Source organism: Vibrio sp. V01_P9A10T6 (genome assembly GCF_963877065.1).
Taxonomy (GTDB): domain Bacteria; phylum Pseudomonadota; class Gammaproteobacteria; order Enterobacterales; family Vibrionaceae; genus Vibrio; species Vibrio anguillarum.
On the sequence record NZ_CAWNTB010000189.1, the window covers coordinates 32,436 to 50,785 of the forward strand.

General features: G+C 48.8%; 18 protein-coding genes. 8 read left to right on the forward strand and 10 right to left on the reverse strand.

What is annotated here, in order from left to right; translation table 11 throughout:
• Positions 1-129 precede the first annotated feature (129 nt).
• Positions 130-717, reverse strand: a complete 588-nt coding sequence (gene nfuA, locus AACQ21_RS14480) for a Fe-S biogenesis protein NfuA (RefSeq protein WP_013855425.1) — start codon at positions 715-717, stop codon at positions 130-132.
• Positions 718-816: 99 nt separating this feature from the next.
• Positions 817-1,518: an amidophosphoribosyltransferase gene (locus tag AACQ21_RS14485; protein ID WP_019282843.1), complete on the reverse strand. Its 702-nt coding sequence runs from the start codon at positions 1,516-1,518 to the stop codon at positions 817-819.
• Between the two features lie 146 nt (positions 1,519-1,664).
• Here AACQ21_RS14485 and bioH point away from each other — a divergent pair, with 146 nt between their 5' ends.
• Together bioH and AACQ21_RS14495 are read left to right on the forward strand one after the other, a co-directional pair.
• Positions 1,665-2,429 (forward strand): pimeloyl-ACP methyl ester esterase BioH, encoded by a 765-nt coding sequence (gene bioH / locus AACQ21_RS14490; RefSeq protein ID WP_038148688.1) that lies wholly within the window; start codon positions 1,665-1,667, stop codon positions 2,427-2,429.
• A gap of 265 nt (positions 2,430-2,694) precedes the next feature.
• Complete coding sequence (locus AACQ21_RS14495) at positions 2,695-3,165, forward strand: hypothetical protein (protein WP_026027513.1); 471 nt, start codon at positions 2,695-2,697, stop codon at positions 3,163-3,165.
• Positions 3,166-3,314: 149 nt separating this feature from the next.
• Here the strand turns inward: AACQ21_RS14495 and AACQ21_RS14500 are convergent, their stop codons facing one another.
• Positions 3,315-5,645: a Tex family protein gene (locus AACQ21_RS14500; RefSeq protein WP_105976362.1), complete on the reverse strand. Its 2,331-nt coding sequence runs from the start codon at positions 5,643-5,645 to the stop codon at positions 3,315-3,317.
• Positions 5,646-5,988: 343 nt separating this feature from the next.
• On the opposite strand from AACQ21_RS14500, the gene greB reads away from it, so the two are divergent.
• Positions 5,989-6,471, forward strand: coding sequence for a transcription elongation factor GreB (gene greB, locus AACQ21_RS14505; RefSeq protein ID WP_010319306.1), 483 nt, complete (start codon positions 5,989-5,991; stop codon positions 6,469-6,471).
• 51 nt (positions 6,472-6,522) lie between these two features.
• On the opposite strand, the gene AACQ21_RS14510 is transcribed toward greB, so the two are convergent.
• The 3 genes from AACQ21_RS14510 to AACQ21_RS14515 are packed head-to-tail and all read right to left on the reverse strand — an operon-like array spanning position 6,523 to position 8,030.
• Positions 6,523-7,563: an AbrB family transcriptional regulator gene (locus tag AACQ21_RS14510; protein ID WP_105976363.1), complete on the reverse strand. Its 1,041-nt coding sequence runs from the start codon at positions 7,561-7,563 to the stop codon at positions 6,523-6,525.
• 11 nt (positions 7,564-7,574) lie between these two features.
• Positions 7,575-7,676, reverse strand: a complete 102-nt coding sequence (locus AACQ21_RS17425) for an NUDIX domain-containing protein (RefSeq protein WP_158006725.1) — start codon at positions 7,674-7,676, stop codon at positions 7,575-7,577.
• A gap of 3 nt (positions 7,677-7,679) precedes the next feature.
• On the reverse strand, positions 7,680-8,030 hold the full coding sequence (locus AACQ21_RS14515) for a GlpM family protein (RefSeq protein ID WP_017048724.1): 351 nt from the start codon (positions 8,028-8,030) through the stop codon (positions 7,680-7,682).
• Positions 8,031-8,211: 181 nt separating this feature from the next.
• Between AACQ21_RS14515 and AACQ21_RS14520 the strand changes: the two genes are divergently transcribed.
• Both AACQ21_RS14520 and AACQ21_RS14525 read left to right on the forward strand, forming a co-directional pair.
• The gene (locus tag AACQ21_RS14520; RefSeq protein WP_249339222.1) at positions 8,212-8,976 is read left to right on the forward strand and encodes a tRNA (adenine(22)-N(1))-methyltransferase; all 765 of its coding nucleotides are present in this window, start codon (positions 8,212-8,214) and stop codon (positions 8,974-8,976) included.
• The gene (locus tag AACQ21_RS14525) at positions 8,960-9,892 is read left to right on the forward strand and encodes a LysR family transcriptional regulator (RefSeq protein ID WP_105976365.1); all 933 of its coding nucleotides are present in this window, start codon (positions 8,960-8,962) and stop codon (positions 9,890-9,892) included. The genes AACQ21_RS14520 and AACQ21_RS14525 overlap by 17 nt, the downstream gene beginning before the upstream one ends.
• A 7-nt stretch (positions 9,893-9,899) precedes the next feature.
• On the opposite strand, the gene AACQ21_RS14530 is transcribed toward AACQ21_RS14525, so the two are convergent.
• Together AACQ21_RS14530 and nfsB are read right to left on the reverse strand one after the other, a co-directional pair.
• On the reverse strand, positions 9,900-10,190 hold the full coding sequence (locus tag AACQ21_RS14530; protein ID WP_013855414.1) for a putative quinol monooxygenase: 291 nt from the start codon (positions 10,188-10,190) through the stop codon (positions 9,900-9,902).
• 3 nt (positions 10,191-10,193) lie between these two features.
• On the reverse strand, positions 10,194-10,847 hold the full coding sequence (gene nfsB / locus AACQ21_RS14535; protein WP_105976366.1) for an oxygen-insensitive NAD(P)H nitroreductase: 654 nt from the start codon (positions 10,845-10,847) through the stop codon (positions 10,194-10,196).
• 282 nt (positions 10,848-11,129) lie between these two features.
• Here nfsB and AACQ21_RS14540 point away from each other — a divergent pair, with 282 nt between their 5' ends.
• The 3 genes from AACQ21_RS14540 to envZ all read left to right on the forward strand — a co-directional run bounded on the left by AACQ21_RS14540 (position 11,130) and on the right by envZ (position 14,372).
• Positions 11,130-12,116 carry a DUF3187 family protein gene (locus AACQ21_RS14540; RefSeq protein WP_105976367.1) on the forward strand — a complete coding sequence of 329 codons (987 nt, stop codon included), beginning with the start codon at positions 11,130-11,132 and terminating at the stop codon, positions 12,114-12,116.
• A 151-nt stretch (positions 12,117-12,267) separates the two neighbouring features.
• A complete protein-coding gene (gene ompR / locus AACQ21_RS14545; RefSeq protein ID WP_010319303.1) occupies positions 12,268-12,987 on the forward strand; it encodes an osmolarity response regulator transcription factor OmpR in 720 nt (239 codons plus the stop codon).
• Positions 12,988-13,067: 80 nt separating this feature from the next.
• Positions 13,068-14,372, forward strand: a complete 1,305-nt coding sequence (gene envZ / locus AACQ21_RS14550; RefSeq protein WP_013855410.1) for a two-component system sensor histidine kinase EnvZ — start codon at positions 13,068-13,070, stop codon at positions 14,370-14,372.
• A gap of 103 nt (positions 14,373-14,475) precedes the next feature.
• On the opposite strand, the gene AACQ21_RS14555 is transcribed toward envZ, so the two are convergent.
• Both AACQ21_RS14555 and recG read right to left on the reverse strand, forming a co-directional pair.
• Positions 14,476-15,870 (reverse strand): uracil-xanthine permease family protein, encoded by a 1,395-nt coding sequence (locus tag AACQ21_RS14555; protein WP_047688004.1) that lies wholly within the window; start codon positions 15,868-15,870, stop codon positions 14,476-14,478.
• 218 nt (positions 15,871-16,088) lie between these two features.
• On the reverse strand, positions 16,089-18,167 hold the full coding sequence (recG, locus tag AACQ21_RS14560) for an ATP-dependent DNA helicase RecG (RefSeq protein ID WP_088720729.1): 2,079 nt from the start codon (positions 18,165-18,167) through the stop codon (positions 16,089-16,091).
• Between the last annotated feature and the right edge of the window lie 183 nt (positions 18,168-18,350).

Below are 18,350 nucleotides of genomic sequence, written 5' to 3' on the forward strand. Positions count from 1 at the left end.
TTTTCTAACTATATGAGAAAATGACCTTAATTGAAAAGGACTTGAGCGCGGCAAATGATTTTAAGTATAAAAAAGCCGAGAATCTCATCTCGGCTTCGTTTTTCTGTAATCCACGTATCTAGCGATTCACTAGTAGTAAGAGTGCTCACCACGATCGTGTTCAGTGGCATCGCGCACCGCGGTTAATTCGCCTTCAAATTGTTGAAGTAGTTCTTTTTCAATGCCTTCTTTGAGGGTGACATCGACCATTGAACAACCGTTACAGCCGCCACCAAAGGCGACAATCGCAATACCATCTTCGGTGATTTCAACCAAGCTGACATGGCCACCATGGCCAGCTAACTGCGGGTTGACTTGAGTTTGAATCGCATATTCCACACGTTCAATCAGGCTTGCGTCATCAGACACTTTACGCATCTTCGCATTCGGAGCTTTAAGTGTCAGTTGTGAACCCATTTTATCTGTGACGAAATCGATCTCTGCGTCTTCTAAAAACGGCAAGCTCAGTTCATCGACATACGCAGAAAAACCTTCAAAGGCAATTTCAGTATCAGTCGCTTCCACTGCCTCTGGTGGGCAGTAAGAGACGCCACACTCTGCATTTTGAGTGCCTGGATTGACTACAAAAACTCGGATGTTAGTACCATCAGGCTGTTGCCCAAGCAACTTGCCGAAATGGGTTTGGGCTGTTTCGGTAATAATAATAGAATTTGACACGACGAATACCTGAGTAAATTTATAGGTTATTATTTGCCATTCTACTCCTGAAACACGGCGGATCCAGTCCTTTTTACGCGCTAAATAAAACCGTGTTGGTTAATCTTTAGGTTCAGGAGTACGGCATATGCAGTAAATATCAATCCTTTCGACACCGACTTCAAGCAGTAATTGACAGATTTGCTGCACGGTACTGCCCGTGGTCACTACATCGTCAACAAGTGCAATGTGCTTGTGCGTGGGGAGGTGCCGTAGTGTGAATGCATGTTTAAGATTTTGTTTGCGCTGTAATTTAGAAAGCCCTTGCTGCTGGGGCGTTGCGCGATTGCGTTTGATCAACTGGTTATCGCAGCTAGCCCCCAGTTGTTGACTTAATTGAGAGGCAAGTAGTGCACTTTGATTGAATCCGCGTTTTAAGCGCCGTTGCCAGTGCAACGGAACGCTAGTGATGAGCGGGGCGGGAGTGTCGATACGTGGCGTCAGTAAGGCACTCAAATGACGAGATTGCCAAAATTGACCTTCATATTTGAGTTGATGAATGGTGTGACTGAGCGGAAAAATATAGTCGCCGACACAGTATAGGCGTTGCCAAGGCGGAGGATTTGCTAAACATTGCCCACATTGAGGCACGGTAATAAGCGTTGGCAGGCCGCACTGTTGGCAGCGAGGTTGCGGTGCAAAATAGGTTAGGCAGGTCTTACACCAAGCCCCAGTTTGGTGAGTTTCAATCGGTAAACGACACAGTAGACACTGACGGCTTACCAAGCGAGTGATGGTTTTTTGAACCCAATGCGATAACATAACTCAACCAAAGCTGTGAAACGAAGTATGGTTATACTCTTGCAACTTGAATCAGTCTTTGTGTTGACCGTGATTTCAAGTCAGTGAGTGTATGATCGGTATTTTTTCTGCGAAGAAGTGTGAATTTAGTGGGGGAATTTGTGAGCATGGCCACAGCGTTATATTGGCAAGCCTCAGGCGAGGGCGATGATCTTGTCTTGGTGCACGGTTGGGGGATGAATGGTGCAGTATGGCAGCAGGCGGTCGATGTGCTTAAAGGACATTTTCGTGTACATGTGGTTGATTTGCCTGGTTATGGGCACAGCGCTGCTAGCCACGCCGCTGATCTAGAAGAGATCGCGCAAGCGCTAATCATGCAAGCGCCTAAACAAGCCATTTGGGTCGGTTGGTCTTTGGGTGGGTTAGTGGCGACTCATATGGCACTGCATCACCCAAGTTATGTGAGCAAATTGGTCACTGTGGCGAGTTCTCCCAAATTTGCGGCACAGAAACCGTGGCGTGGCATTCTCCCTCAAGTGCTCAGTGCCTTTACTGAACAGTTAATGGACGATTTTCAGGCTACTGTTGAGCGCTTTATGGCACTGCAAGCGATGGGCAGCCCTCAGGCAAAGCAAGATGTGAAATACCTAAAACAAGCGGTGTTATCACGGCCCGCGCCGAACCCTCAATCATTGTTAGCGGGTTTGGTCATGTTGGCGGAGGTGGATTTGCGCCAGCCTTTGACAGCACTCTCGATTCCCATGCTTCGTCTATATGGTCGGCTTGATGGTTTGGTGCCGGTTAAGGTGGCGCAAGAGTTGCAAAAAACCTTGCCCAATAGCGAGCAGTACATTTTTGGCAATTCCTCCCACGCACCGTTCATCACTGAACTGGACGATTTTTGCCAGCAGCTCATCGCCTTTGCACGTTAAGGCATTGATACCCATGCAATGTCTTTCTACTTAAAGCTACAGCTGTGTTGGCTCACCTCAATCACATCGTTGCTCTCTCATGGGGATTCGCCCGTTTGCTGTCTTTATCTGTAGCGTCCTGAAACGTCAAGCCGTTGGGTGCAAATGTTAAATTAAAAATAAATTTGCTAAAAGTTTGAGCAATCTGGTCGATATAAAGTCTAACCCAGTAGTGCTGAGCGAAAGCAGGTCTATCGGGGCGGGCGATACTGAGGAGGTTTCGGCTATGATGGTGTCACCAACGAACGTAAGTGTGCCACTTATCGCCCCATCGGTTAATGTGCAAACGGAACAGGCCGCGCGTGACAATCGGATCCGCGCCCCTGTGATGCCAACCGTCGAACTGGCTAAAACCAACGCTGAGCGTAAGGTAAAGGCGGATGATAAAAGACGAAAACAGTCGTCATGGGACCCTTCAGAGCATCCAAGCTATGAGGTTGGCACCGAATACGAAACATCGACTTCTTATCAAGAGGAGCAGAAAAGCGAGCTCGAAAGGCTGTTTGACTTGCTCGCTCTCGCCACCTACAGCAAGGATCAAGGTAAAAGCTATACGATGCGGTTTAGGTTACCTAAACACATTATTGATGCTGCGATAACCGAAGGCAAAATGGCGCGCCGGCGAACTGTAATTAAGTACTATTATGGTCACGCGGTTGCACCCAATACGCCTTCTGAAGTGATTGCGGTGTTGTAGGTCGATGAATGCGACTTATCGCGATAAATAAAATCCCCACTTAGGCGTTGGCCGCAGTGGGGATTTGTGTTTTTTGCGGCTCTGATATGAGCGACGCGGTTAGGTGCTTTTCACTGTGATTCGTTTATCCAGTAAGTTACGCATCGCCGCTATTTTTTCGCTTTAGCAAAGGCGGCGGCGAAAGCTCCACCCATTGCCGCGTTTTGTTGTGGCTCTTCACGACGGCGTTGCGGTTGGCCACTATTTTGATGCGAACGCGTGTTGCTACTTGTTGCGCCAGAGCGTTGGCTGCGGTTATCTTGACCCGGCTCATCGTTTAAGCGCATCGAGAGTGCAATGCGTTTTCGCTGCACATCGACTTCCATCACTTTGACTTTGACGATGTCGCCCGCTTTCACCACTTCACGCGGGTCGGCAATGAAACGATCAGTCAGCGCAGAGATATGCACTAAGCCATCTTGGTGAACGCCAATATCAACAAAAGCACCAAAGTTGGCCACATTTGATACCACGCCTTCCAAAATCATCCCAATTTCCAGATCTTTCATTTCAGTCACGCCATCAGCAAAGGTCGCGGTCTTAAACTCAGGGCGTGGATCGCGGCCCGGTTTATCGAGCTCTTTGATGATGTCAGTGACAGTCGGTAGGCCAAAATGCTCGTCGGTGTAATCGACGGCGTGTAAATTGCGCAAAAATTCACTATTGCCGATCAGTGCTTTGATCTCTTTGCTGTTTTTTTCGGCGATGGCTTTCACCACTGGATACGCTTCTGGGTGAACCGAAGAGGCATCGAGTGGATTTTTTCCATCCATAATGCGTAAGAAGCCCGCACATTGCTCAAATGCTTTTGGCCCTAAGCGCGCGACTTTTTTCAGTGTAGCGCGTGAGGCGAAGCGTCCATTTTCATCACGATAATCAACGATGTTTTGCGCCAGTGCGTTAGACAAGCCAGCCACGCGTGTTAACAGCGCGGCAGAAGCAGTATTCACATCCACGCCTACCGCGTTGACGCAGTCTTCAACAATCGCATCTAAGCGTTTGGCGAGCATCGACTGGCTGACATCGTGTTGGTATTGGCCCACACCGATCGATTTTGGATCGATTTTCACCAGCTCGGCAAGTGGGTCTTGCAGGCGGCGAGCAATCGACACCGCGCCGCGTAGCGACACATCCATATTGGGGAACTCTTTGGCCGCCAGTTCAGAGGCTGAGTAGACCGAGGCCCCTGCTTCGCTGACAATGATTTTCTGCACTTTCAGGTTGCCGCGCTTAATGACATCCGCGACAAAAGTATCGGTTTCGCGCGATGCGGTACCGTTGCCAATCGCAATCAAATCGACGTTAAATTGGCGTACCAACTGCTCAACAATTTTCGCTGATTTGTCATGTTGGTTATGCGGTTGATGCGGATAAATCGTCTCCGTTGCCAGTACTTTACCCGTGGCGTCCACTACCGCAATTTTCGAACCCGTTCGCAAACCAGGATCTAAGCCGAGAGTGGCGCGTGGGCCAGCCGGTGCGGCCATCAACAAATCTTTTAAGTTGGTGGCAAACACTTCAATCGCTTCGATTTCGGCACGCTCTTTCATTGCGCCCATCAGTTCGGTTTCCATGTGCATTGACACTTTAATGCGCCACGCCCAACTGATCACTTGCTTGCGCCACCCATCGGCAGGGGCGCTGCTTAAGTGGATGCCATAGTGTTGCGCAATCAGTGTTTCGCAATACGATTGGCGCACGCTCTCTTCTTGCTCTGGGTCGGCATTCATGCTCAAGCTCAAAAAGCCTTCATTGCGGCCGCGAAGCATGGCCAATGCGCGGTGTGAAGGCACTTTACTGAGCGTTTCATTATGCGCGAAGTAATCTTTAAATTTCTCCCCGGCTTGCTCTTTGCCTTCGACCACGCGAGAGACTAATTCGGCACTGCGCGTCAAATGGCGGCGCACTTTGTCCAGCAGGTTGGCATCTTCAGCAATGCGTTCCATGATAATGGCGCGTGCACCGTCCAGTGCTGCTTTGATATCACTGATCCCTTTCTCGGTGTTCACATAGTGTGCGGCCTCGGTTTCAGGGTCGGTTTGCGCTTCATTCCACAGCTTGTCTGCCAGGGGCTCAAGCCCTGCTTCAATCGCAATTTGACCTTTAGTACGACGCTTAGGTTTGTAGGGCAAATAGAGATCTTCAAGGCGAGTTTTACTATCTGCTTGGTTGATCTCTTGTGCTAGCTCAGCGCTGAGCTTGCCTTGTTCTTGAATCGATTTCAGAATGGTTTGGCGGCGATCATCGAGTTCGCGCAGATAGGATAAACGGCTGTCTAAGGTACGCAGTTGGGTGTCGTCTAGCCCACCCGTGACCTCTTTACGGTAACGGGCGATAAAAGGAACGGTGTTTCCGTCATCAATAAGTGTGACAGTCGCTGTCACTTGCTCAAGACGCACATTTAGCTCTTGTGCGATCAATTTGCAGATAGCTTGGCTCATCCGTGGTTTCTCTTTTGTAGTTCAGTAGCACCACCACTCAGGGTGGTTTGAATAGGGTAACTATTGGGGCACGTTAGACTTATTTCTAGTCTAACGGCGCGCTGTTATGAGATTAGTGAGATAACCTTCTACCCGATTGTGCCAAAGAGGTCACGTAACGCGTGTGATTTTGATGTCATTTTTCAGCGTTGGCAGCGCTAAAACCGAAGATGAGTTTGGTGGCTAAAGATAAGCTCAGTCAGTTGGTGCCGAGCGAAAATGACAGTATAGTAGCAAGCCATCGTGATGAATGTATAACCCGCGGCTACCTTGAATGTGCGGCAGTGTGTAATGGGAAAAGATCTTGAAGACCAAACTGATTACCCGTGAGGGCTACAATAAATTAAAGGCAGAGCATGACCATCTTTGGCATGAAAAACGGCCAGAAATTACCAAAATAGTCACTTGGGCTGCTGGCCTCGGGGATCGCTCTGAAAACGCAGACTACACCTTTAATAAGCGTTTACTGCGCCAAATTGATCGCCGAATTCGTTTTTTGAGAAAATTTTTACCGGAAGTGACGATAGTTGATTATTCGCCTCAACAAGAGGGGAAAGTGTTTTTCGGTGCTTGGGTGGAAATTGAAAATGAAGCGGGTGATGTAAAGCGCTTTCGCATTGTGGGCCCAGAAGAGATTTACGGTGACGCGAAAGATTACATCTCCATCGATTCACCGATGGCGCGTGCTCTGCTGAAAAAAGAGGTTGATGACGAGGTGCAAGTGCCCACGCCCACTGGTATCAAAGAGTGGTTTATTAACTCGATTGAGTATGAAAAAGGGCAGTGAACGGAGTATTCGGTTATCCAAAATATTCCTCGGTCGCTCATTTTTCTCATCTCACTTGCTTCGCAACGCCTCTAACGGCTTTTTCAACACGGCGGGTAGCGAGTAGAGCAGCAGTAGCCGTAGGGCGTGGTTGATCATCACAAACGCGGGTTCCATGCCCAGCAGTAGGGCGACGGCGGTCATCGCTTCTACGCTGCCGGGGACCCAAGCTAAAAGTAATACCACCCAAGATTTATCCAGCAGTAACGCAAACAAGCCAGACACGGCGACGGCGACCAGCAGACCAATCAGTGTAACCATCACACCCGCGCGCGAATAAGCCATGGCTTCGCGCAATGTGGTATCGGCAAGGCGTGCGCCAATCAAAATGCCCAACAGTGCGGTGGCGAATACCACCATCCATGTTGGAAGTTGTAGCGCAATGCCTGTCGAAAAACTATTGAAACTGGCCGTGACCAGCAGTGCCGCCAACATATAGGGCGCGGGAATGCCGAGCAAGGTCGAGCCTTTGCCCAGCAGTAGACTAAACAGCGCAAGCGCAAAGAAAATCAACCACGCGTAAATCGTCAAACTGCTCTCAACGGGGGCAGCGTCGGGCGTGCTATTGGAGATAAAAAGGGCCAGTAAAGTGAGGATCATCAAGCGCACCGAGTGCGAATAAACCACTTTGGTTGAAGGAGTCTGGCTTGATTCGCTGATCACCAAAATCGCTGCCATCGCGCCCGGTACCGCACCGAGTAGAGATTCAAACGGTGACCAACCTTCTCTTTTGCGGAGCCAAAGAAAGCTGCTGGCGATCTGCAAGCTTAAGCAGCAAACCAAACCGATAATCACCGGTAGGGTTAAGGTTTCGCCCAGTTGACTTAAACTGATGGTCGCCCCAACGCTGATGCCGAGCACAATTTGCACCGTCAACAATAACCCGTTCGGAACGCGAATGGATAAGAGGCGTTTTTTATGCAGCACAATGACTAAAGCTGCGGCAATAAACATTTCAGAAAGCGGAATGGCGAGCAGGCTTCCCACACTCGCCGCAACAGCTGCGATCACCACAATGTGAATAAACAGAGTAAAAGAAGCTCTTTCGAACATTATGCCTTTCCTTAATAAATTGTGCAGCGTAAATGCCATCGTTCCTCTAGCACTTCACGTTGCAGTGCTTGCGTTTGGCTTTCTCCCGTATCGATATGACCGTCGGGGATGATGACTTAGGCCATCGCAGGGTTTAAACGTGTCCAGCTTACTAACAATAATGCAGCGAATGCCAACCACACCAAAGTGGCACATACCAGTGTACTGGTGAGAGGTAGCCAATAACTGAAGTAGTATACTGCCAATAGATATGCCGCATACGGGATAAGCGAGTAAAGGCCAAACAACGCGGTGGTGCGCAGGTCTTCCATCGTGCGTTCGGTGCCGACAATGTAATGCGCAATCAGAGCGAAGGTAGGAAACAGCGGTACAAGACCAGCAATAAAAAAGCTTTTGCTTTTGGAGAGTAGGGCGATGATCAACACGGCAAGCGCACCAAGCAGGCACTTGAAAAACAGAGCTGCCATGACATTTCCTTTTATCAGAATAGATTAAGTGTTGCTCACTATAAATCACTGACAGGTTAACTAGAAATGTTCATTGATGGGTTTGTTATTTTCTATGCAACATTTCTTCAAATCCAAGTAAAATGGCCGCCACTCTTTTTATTCGGCGGCGTGTTGTATCATGCGGCTTGGTTGGGCAAAGATGAAATTAGGAAAACGGCTCACGCAGTTAGTACAGCAGATCAACCGCCACTACGATCATATTTGGGATTGCTGCTGCGATCACGGTTTGCTTGGCGCGGCATTACTGAAGCGCTGTCCAAATAGTGTGGTGCATTTTGTTGATATTGTGCCAGCGTTGATTGAAAAGGTGACGCTCGATTTAACGCGCTATTTCCCTGCAACGGCGGCGTTACCGCGCTGGCGTACACATTGCCTGGATGTGCGCGATTTGCCGCTTGATAGCCATTCTGGCTCGCATCTACTGATCATCGCTGGGGTTGGCGGTGATTTAATGAGTGAATTCATTGCCGCGCTGGTTGAGCGTTATCCGCATCGCTCGTTCGATTTTCTGCTTTGTCCTGTGCATCACGGCTACACCTTACGTGAACAGTTGATGACACTGGGCGCGAGATTACAACAGGAACAACTGGTGGAAGAGAATCGGCGTATCTACGAGCTGCTGAACGTGCAGATTAATCCGCCTGCAGTACGAGGCAAAGAACCAAAATTACCCCTCCTTAGTTTGGCCGGCGAATCGATCTGGCAAGTGGCCAATGATGAGCAAAAAATGATTGCCCAGCGTTATCTGACGCAATTGCAACAGCATTATCAGCGTAAAGCGCAAGGCGGCGATGTTAGCGCGCAAAAGTGTTGGCAAGCCTATCAGCCGATTAATATCACTTGTCATGGAAATTTTCGCGATGGAAATAGCCCAATAGGCGGAGAATATGAAAGCACTCAATGATCTGAACTTGTTTGTCGAAACCGCACGCCAAAGCAGTTTTTCTAAGGCGGCCAACAGCGTATCGCTGACCACGGCCGCGGTCAGTGCCGCCATTCGCCGTTTAGAAGAGCAGGTGCAGTTTCCGCTCTTTGTCCGCTCGACACGTCATATGCGCTTAACCCAAGAGGGGGAGATTTTCCTCGCCAAAACTCAGACAGCCCTTGCCACGTTGCAAGAAGGGCTCGATCAGATAGCATGCGCGCGCGGTCAACTGGCGGGGAAGCTGCACCTCAGTGCCCCTTCGGATTTGGGGCGCAATTTACTGCTGGATTGGATCGATGAATTTATTGTCTTGCACCCGAACGTCATCGTTAAACTGGATCTCTCCGATCGCTTAGCGGATATGTATGCTCACCCGATGGATATTGCGATTCGTTATGGCCATCCTGCTGATTCCAATTTGGTTGCGATGCCGCTGTGTGAATCAAACGAGCGCGTGTTGTGCGCCTCGCCAGAATATTTGGCAACGCATCCACCTATCCTCCATCCTGACGATCTGCAACATCACAATTGTCTTTGTTATATGCTGGCCGACACGCTGCATAACAAGTGGGTTTTGAGCCGAGAGGGCGAAACGCAGAGTGTGGTAGTGCAAGGAAACCCCGCATGCAACGATGGTGACGTGGTACATCGATTGGCTGTTAAAGGCAAAGGCATTGCCAATAAGTCATTAATGGATATCAGTCAGGATATTATTGATGGGCGCTTAGTACGCATTTTACCGCAATGGGAAAGTGGGCCAGTGCCAATTTATATCGTGTGCGCAGACCGACGTTTGATCACTCCAACCATTCGCGCTTTTCAGGAATTTATTCGTGGAAAAGGCTGCCAGCAACGACAAGCGGTACTGACAGCCATCAAACAGCGAGAGAGTTAATCCCGCATTAGCCAACAAACGTTAGCGGGCGGATTTGTAGGTATTCCAATGCCTCTTGCTCGCTAAGCTGTTGTTGAAAGTGCTGAAAATGCGCACTCTGCTGGTGTTGTTGCAAGCTCTCCTCTGAGCACCAAATCTCCTGCATCAAGAATAACCCGTCAATCGAGTTATCACGATAGAGCTCATATTGGCAGCAGCCTGTTTCGTTGCGGCTCGGTTCAAGCAGCGCTTCAAGCATAGCTTGCACTCGCTCTATTGAGTCGGGAAGGGCTTTGATTTCGGCTAATAAGTGGATCATGGCTTATAACTCAGTAAAGACGGTTTGCTCTGGCCAGCGAGATTTCGGCAGCTTGGCGTTGAAATCTTCTTCGCTGTGGTAACCGAGCGGTACAATCACTAAGCTGGTGAACCCTTTTTCAGTCAGGCCAAACTCTTGGTTGAGCACCTCGGTATCAAACCCTTCAATGGGGACAGCATCAATGCCCATCGCAGCCGCTCCGAGCAGCAGTGTTCCAACATTTAAATAAACTTGTTTTTGCATCCAGTGTTCGGCGTCATTGAGCGTTTCTCGATGCAAGTTAACAAAATAGCTGCGTCCGCCGTGCATGCCTGTTTTGGCTTCTTCATTGGCAAAGCGGCCATCTTTCTCTTCGTTTTCCAGCAGCGTCAATAAGTAGTGATCATCAATATCGGTTTTGGCGCAAAACACCATCACGTGAGACGCATCCAAAATTTTGCGTTCGTTAAAGGAAAATTGACCTTGCGCCGCTTTGGCGATACGCGTTTTGCCTTCCTCGCTAGCCGCCAAAATAAAATGCCAAGGCTGCGAATTGACGCTAGAGGCGCTCATGCGTACCAGTTCTTTAATATCAGCGACTTGCTGTTCAGTCAGTTTACGGTTGGTGTCAAACGCTTTGGTGGAATAGCGCGCTTGCGATGCTTGAACAATATTCATTTTTCCCTCCTAGGGAAGATAACATTCGAGATGGCGCTAAGATAACGGACTGAGTCCAAACAAGAAACCGCCTCTTGCTTAATTCATTTTCAAAAAAAATTTGATAATCCGAATTTGAAAACGCCCTAGCTTGCGGAAAAAGTTAGCACTATCTCATGATATTTCTGAATTAGCGCATACACTTAATGTGTACGGTAGATCATCATTAAGGGATATGGTCACTCACTAAGCGTTAATGATTGTCTAATATATTCAAAAGGTTGCTTTGGCCGGAGAGTATGCATGACGGAGTGTAAGTGCATTTGTTGGTTTATTCTCTTTTCTCTTTCCATCCCCTCGGCGTGGGCGGACATTGACTACGGGCCTGCGCAAAGCTATGTGCAATCGCCACTGCATACCAATAGCCTTTCTGCACAACTTCGCTCCGGCTTTTCGATGCAAGAGGAAGAAGTGGAGCTCTACACCAGCGCGACTATCGCCAGCATTTGGGCGATCACTCCCCACTATAGTTTGGATTATTACCAGAATCAGCTTGCAATGGGCGGTAAATGGCAGCTCACTTCGAAGTGGCAGGTTGAGTTTAATTATCGTTGGAACTTTGCTGCCAATAATCATTTAGATGGCTTAACACTTGCTTTTCATGACTGGTTTGGCATTGATCAAAATGGGCGTGAGGATGTCGATAACGATCGCTTCATCATTCAAATGCCAGAGTACGGCATTGATCAGGAAGCGTTCCGAGGCGAGACATTGAGCCGTGCGTTGACCAGTTATTTACAGTACCAGCTGGTGGATAAGTCTCATCACGGTTTATCATTGGGAGCTTCACTCTATTACAACGATCCACACCATGGAATATTCAACCTATCCGAGTTTGAACAAGCGGTGCAGCTTAATTATGGCTACCGAAGAGGTAAGCATGCACTTGATACGCTGTTGGCTATCACCTTTCGCAACCCGACCAATGTACCAGGCCAAACACAGTATCATTCGAGTACTTGGTCGATGGGTACCAGTTATCGATATCAGTGGTTAGAACGCCATTATCTGATTGGGCAGGTCTCATTCTATCAAGGCCTTTCAACGGGGGAGGATGACTTTTCTAAACCATCGACCGAGTTTATTTTGGGGTATCGTTATCAAATGAGCCATTCAGCGATTGAAGTTACTGTGGTCGAAAATATGTTTAATGCCAACAACAGCACCGATATTGCCTTTGGTTTAGGCTATCGCTATCGTTTTGGCCGCTTTGATAAAGAGCCGAACTGACAAACGATGTCATCCGCTTAGTGTCTAACAACGAAGCGCGACAAAAGACATAAACGTTAACAATTCTTTGCATGATTTTAGCCGCAACGGTGTTACATTTTACTCGCTCGGTTTGATATTGGCTGAAGCTCAGAATTAGGTGGGATCTCAGATGCAAGAAAACTATAAAATTTTAGTGGTGGATGATGATGCGCGTTTACGTGCATTGCTTGAGCGTTACTTGTCAGAGCAAGGTTTTCTGGTGCGTAGTGTCGCCAATAGCGAACAGATGGATCGCCTGCTCACTCGTGAAAACTTCCACCTAATGGTGCTTGATTTGATGTTGCCGGGTGAAGATGGTTTGTCTATTTGCCGCCGCTTGCGTAACGCCAATAACATGTTGCCGATTTTAATGCTGACCGCCAAAGGCGACGAAGTGGATCGTATTGTTGGCTTGGAGGTGGGTGCGGATGATTACCTGCCCAAACCGTTTAACCCGCGTGAACTACTGGCGCGAATCAAAGCCGTGCTACGTCGCCAAGTGATTGAAGCCCCCGGCGCGCCAAGTGCTGAAGAGTCGGTGGTTGAATTTGGTGAGTTTCGCCTGAATTTAGGTACCCGCGAAATGTTCCGTGGCGATGAGCCGATGCCGCTCACTTCCGGTGAATTTGCCGTATTGAAGACCCTAGTCACCAATGCGCGTGAGCCAATGTCGCGCGATAAGTTGATGAATATGGCAAGAGGGCGTGAATACTCCGCAATGGAGCGCTCGATTGATGTGCAAATCTCGCGTTTACGTCGCATGCTTGAAGTGGATCCAAGCAAACCACGCTACATACAAACGGTATGGGGCTTAGGTTATGTCTTCGTTCCAGATGGTAAAGAGTCTTAAATTTCAATCAGCTCCTGTCGGTTAACCCACAGGAGCTTTTTTGTCGCCTTTTTGATAGTACGTTCATAGCGGGTTTTCCTATGCGCATTCGCAGTTCCTTTACTCAATCGATTTTGCTCTTCTTTTCATTGCTGATCGCCAGCCAAGTGTATTCTTATTACGCCGTATTTAACTATGCTTTGATGCCCAGTTTGCAGCAGTTCAATAAGATTTTGGGCCATGAGATCAACTTAATGCTGGACGATGCGGCGAATAATACATCGAAGCTGGGAATGGACGCCTTACAGCGCCGCCGAGTGTTAGAACAATTGGGCGTCACCATTCATAGTGAAGAGAGTGAGATGGCCCAAGAGTATCACGATGCCATCAGCATTGATTTGATGAGCGAGGAGATGAGCAATGAGCTCGGCTCGCCGACCGATGTGCGGATGATTTTGGGTAAAGAGAGTTATATTTTATGGATGAAAGTGGACTCTTTTCCAGGGTCATTAATACGCATCCCTCTCTCTGAGCTGCAAAAAGAGGATTTTGCGCCACTATTTCACAATAGTTTGGTGATGGCGTTACTGATCGTCTTAGGGGGATGGCTGTTTATTCGTCTGCAAAATCGTCCCTTAATTGCCTTAGAAAAAGCCGCCAAAGCCGTTGGCCGAGGTGAGAATCCGCCACCATTGCCACTCAAAGGCGCTTCTGAAATTCGCGCGGTGACGTTGGCGTTTAATCAAATGTCGAAAGGGATCCAAGCGCTTGAAGAGGATCGCTCATTATTGATGGCGGGGATCAGCCACGACTTACGTACACCGCTGACTCGTATTCGCTTAGCCACGGAAATGATGTCTCCAGAAGAGAGTTATCTAGCCGAAGGGATCATCAGTGATACGGAAGAGTGTAACGAGATCATCAGTCAGTTTATGGACTACCTTAAACCCGTCAATAAACAGACCTTTACCGCCGTTGATCTCAATGAGATCGCCAATGATGTCGCCACTGCCGAAGGGGGCTACGAGATCAAAATCGATGTCGCGCTGCATTTACCAATGCAGCCAGCCTTTGGCAATGCGATCGCCATTAAACGCGCGGTGAGCAACTTAGTGGTGAACGCCATTCGTTATGGCAATGGTTGGGTTAAGGTGAGCACGGGCAGTACCGCAGATAACAAAATGGCTTGGGTTTGCGTCGAAGATAATGGCCCGGGTATTGATCCTAGCCAAGTGAGTAAAGTGTTTGAACCTTTTACGCGTGGTGATACGGCGCGCGGCAGTGAAGGCACTGGACTTGGTTTGGCGATAGTAAAACGGATTGTTAGCCAGCATCATGGCAGCGTTGTGGTGAGTAACCGCAGTGAAGGTGGACTCAAAGCGCAGCTGAGCTTCCCGACCAAATAGGGGCTTATTCACTAAATAACACAATGGGCTCAGTTGAGCCCATTGTGTTTACGGTTTATGCCTTTTCGGCTGCTGACCGAAGTTTTTGGGCACATCCATGCAATCAGTTGGTTTTGAGCTCTTCGAGTTCTTCTTCTTCGCGTGGCAATTTTTCTGGCAGTAGCAAGTTGAGCAAAATGGCGGTGATGCCGCCAGCCGCTACGCCGGATGAAAAAATGCTCTTAATGAACTCGGGCATAAATTGCAGAATCTCTGGCTTTTGCGCAATGCCTAACCCCATCGAAAACGACAGCGCCATGATTAAAATCGCGCGGCGGTCGAGATCCACACGGGAAATAATACGCACACCCGCGGCTGCAATGGTGCCGAACATGACGATGGTTGCACCGCCAAGTACCGGTTCAGGAATCAATTGTACAAAGCTTGCCACGCCTGGGAACAGGCCGAGCAACACCAGCATGGCGGAAATAAAGTAACCCACATAACGGCTGGCAACCCCGGTGAGCATAATTACGCCATTGTTTTGGCTAAAGGTCGAGTTGGGAAAACTGTTAAAGACCGCCGCCAGCGCGGAGTTCAAACCATCAGCCAGTACACCACCTTTAATACGCTTCATGTAAATCGGCCCTTTGACAGGTTCGCCCGACACTTCAGAAGTGGCGGTGATATCACCAATCGCTTCCAATGCTGTGATCAAGAAAATCAGTACCAGAGGAATAAAGAGTGACCAATCAAAACCCAAACCAAACTGCATAGGTATTGGTAGGGCAATCAGGGCAGTCTCACTCAGTGAATCAGTGTTCACCATCCCCATCAAGTAGGCCATGATATAACCGACGAACATCGCAATCACAATCGATGCTACGCGAATGTATGGGTTACTTGAGCGGTTGAGCAGCACGATAAGTCCAAGCACGGTTCCCGCCAGCGCCAGTTTGTCTAAGCTGCCAAAAGTGCCATCGCTGAGCGCAGCATAGCCGCCACCCATAGAAACTAAACCAACTTGTACCAGTGTTAAGCCTATCAGGGTGACCACAATGCCTGACACTAGCGGCGTGATCACGCGGCGCGCGTATTGCAGCACTCGTGATAATAGGATTTCAGCAAAAGAAGCGACTAAAATGGTGCCAAAGATCGCCGCCATCATAGTGCTGATATCTGCACCACCCGCTTTTAATGACAAGCCTGCGCCAATAATTGGCCCAAGAAAGTTAAAACTGGTGCCTTGGATAGAAAGTAAACCGGAGCCAATCGGGCCAATGGTGCGGATCTGGATAAAGGAGGATAAGCCAGATGCAAACAGCGACATGCTGATGATGGTGTTGGTCTGTTCGGCAGAAACACCAAGTGTTTGGCAAATAATAAGCGAAGGGGTGATGACCGCAACAAACATGGCTAGCAAATGTTGTAAAGCGGCGAAAATGGTTTGGGGTAGCGGTGGCCTATCGTTGAGTTGATAAACCAAATCAGACTTACGCGAAGCGTTGTGGATAGTCATACTGTTTTCCTAATGGTGCGTTGTTGTCTTAGCGTTCGCTGAGTGGGAGCACTAAGTGGAGCAGACACGTCATCTGTGATTGCTGTTAATCAGAATCTGCTCGGACTGGATAAGTGAGTAGTTCACTAAAAAAATTGGCGAAATTATAGAGGGTTTACGCAAGAAAGCAAACGTTTGCTTTGCTGTGTAAGGGAGAGGGGAATACAGAACGAACAATCTTATGCTTTGGCGTAGATGTCCTTCTCTCCTAACCAGCGATCGATAATGGCGGTCGCGTGGCTTGGATAATGGTCGTGTAAGTAGCGAGCAATGCGCTGTACTTCAGGAATTAAACGTTGGTCACGGACTAAATCCGCAATTTTGAAATCCGCGAGGCCGGTCTGTTTGGTACCAAGCAGCTCACCCGGACCGCGAATTTCTAAGTCTCGCTGAGCAATTACGAAACCGTCATTGCTCTCACGCAGTACGCCCAAGCGCTTTTGCGCGGTTTTCGATAGCGGTGCATGGTAAAGCAATACGCAGTGGCTAGCGACAGAGCCTCGCCCTACGCGGCCGCGTAATTGGTGCAACTGTGCTAAGCCCAAACGTTCAGGGTTTTCGATGATCATCAAGCTCGCATTCGGCACGTCAACGCCAACCTCAATCACCGTTGTGGCAACCAGCAAGTGCAGCTCATTGTTTTTAAAGGCTTGCATCACCGCTTGTTTTTCGCTTGGCTTCATTCGGCCATGCACCAAACCGATTTTGACATCGGGCAGAGTGCGTTGTAGCTCTTGCGCTGTGTCGGCGGCGGCTTGCGCTTCTAGCACCTCAGACTCATCAATCAAAGTACAGACCCAATAAGCCTGTTTTCCTTCACTCAAACAGGCATGACGTACGCGCTCGACGATATCATCACGCTTTGTATCTGGGATTGCGACAGTTTGAATGGGCGTTCGTCCCGGTGGCAGTTCATCAATAACGGAGGTTTCTAAATCAGCGTAAGCAGTCATCGCTAAAGTTCGTGGGATCGGCGTTGCGGTCATGATCAACTGGTGCGGATACGCGCCTTGCTTCGCCCCTTTCTCACGCAGTTCTAAACGCTGGTGGACGCCAAAGCGGTGTTGTTCATCAATGATGACGAGCGCAAGGTGATGAAATTCAACTTGTTCTTGGAAAAGAGCGTGAGTACCCACTATCATTTTTGCCTCACCGCTGGCAATGCGAGCTAGTTCTGTTTCTTTCGCTTTGCCTTTTAATTTACCCGCCAGCCAGCCGACTTGGATGCCCATTGCTTCAAACCAGTTGGCAAAGTTAATTGCGTGCTGCTCGGCCAGCAATTCCGTCGGTGCCATTAATGCTACTTGATAGCCATGTTCGATAGCACGTGCGGCGGCTAATGCAGCGACCAAGGTTTTCCCTGAGCCCACATCACCTTGTACTAAACGCATCATGGGGTGAGCTTGTGCCAGATCGGCTTCGATCTCTGTCACAACACGTGTTTGTGCTTTGGTGGGAGAGAAAGGCAGTTGTGCAAGCAGTTGTTGTTTGAGTTTGCCAGACCCAGCCAGCGGCAATGCGATATCTTGCTGGCCTTGATGGCGTACAGCCAGCATGGAGAGGTTTTGCGCCAACAGCTCTTCCATAATTAAGCGAACCTGCGCCGGGTGTTTCCCCTCATCAAACAGTTGCAGGTTAATGCCCGGTGGCGGCCGGTGAATGATATGCAGCGCTTCAGAGAGCGTAATTTGGTGATCATACAACCCGGCGGGTAGCAATTCTTGTACGGCGGCTTTGTCGAGTAAACTTAATGCTTGATCAGTGAGTGTGCGTAGCGTGAGTTGGCGTAGGCCATCGGTTGTTGGATAAACGGGTGTTAAGTTAGCTTCGACATCTGGCTGTTGCTGAGGAGCATAAAATTTATAATCAGGATGAACAATTTCAAGGCCGAATCCACCACGCTTAATTTCACCGTAAGCGTGCACTAACTTACCTTCAGCAAAATTGTTTTTCATCCCAGCCGTAAAGTTAAAAAAACGCAGCGTAATGGTGCCGTTACCATCGCTTATTTTTACTGTGAGCATTTTGCGTTTGCCAAAAACCGTATCCACCGCCATGACTTTACCTTGCACGGCGGCCCAAAGCCCGGGATGCAATTTAGCAATAGGGTAGATCCGTGTGCGGTCCTCATAACGTAAAGGGAGATGGAACAGCAGATCTTGCACACTGATTAAGCCAACTTTTTCCAGTTTTTCAGCCACTTTAGCGCCCACGCCAGAGAGTGAGGTGAGAGGAATCGCGGACAGTAGCTGTGACATAACAAGGCTCATTAACAGTATCGTTATGTATTATTCAACCATCGAACTGTTTTTTTGTACAGCATAAAATCATGTAATGGTCGATAAGCGGCAGGCCATCGGCTAATTTGAATAGTGACGCCTAAAATGCAAGATGGAGGTAGGGTGTCGGAAAATAAAAAACCCCATGAGTGGTTAGCCGCA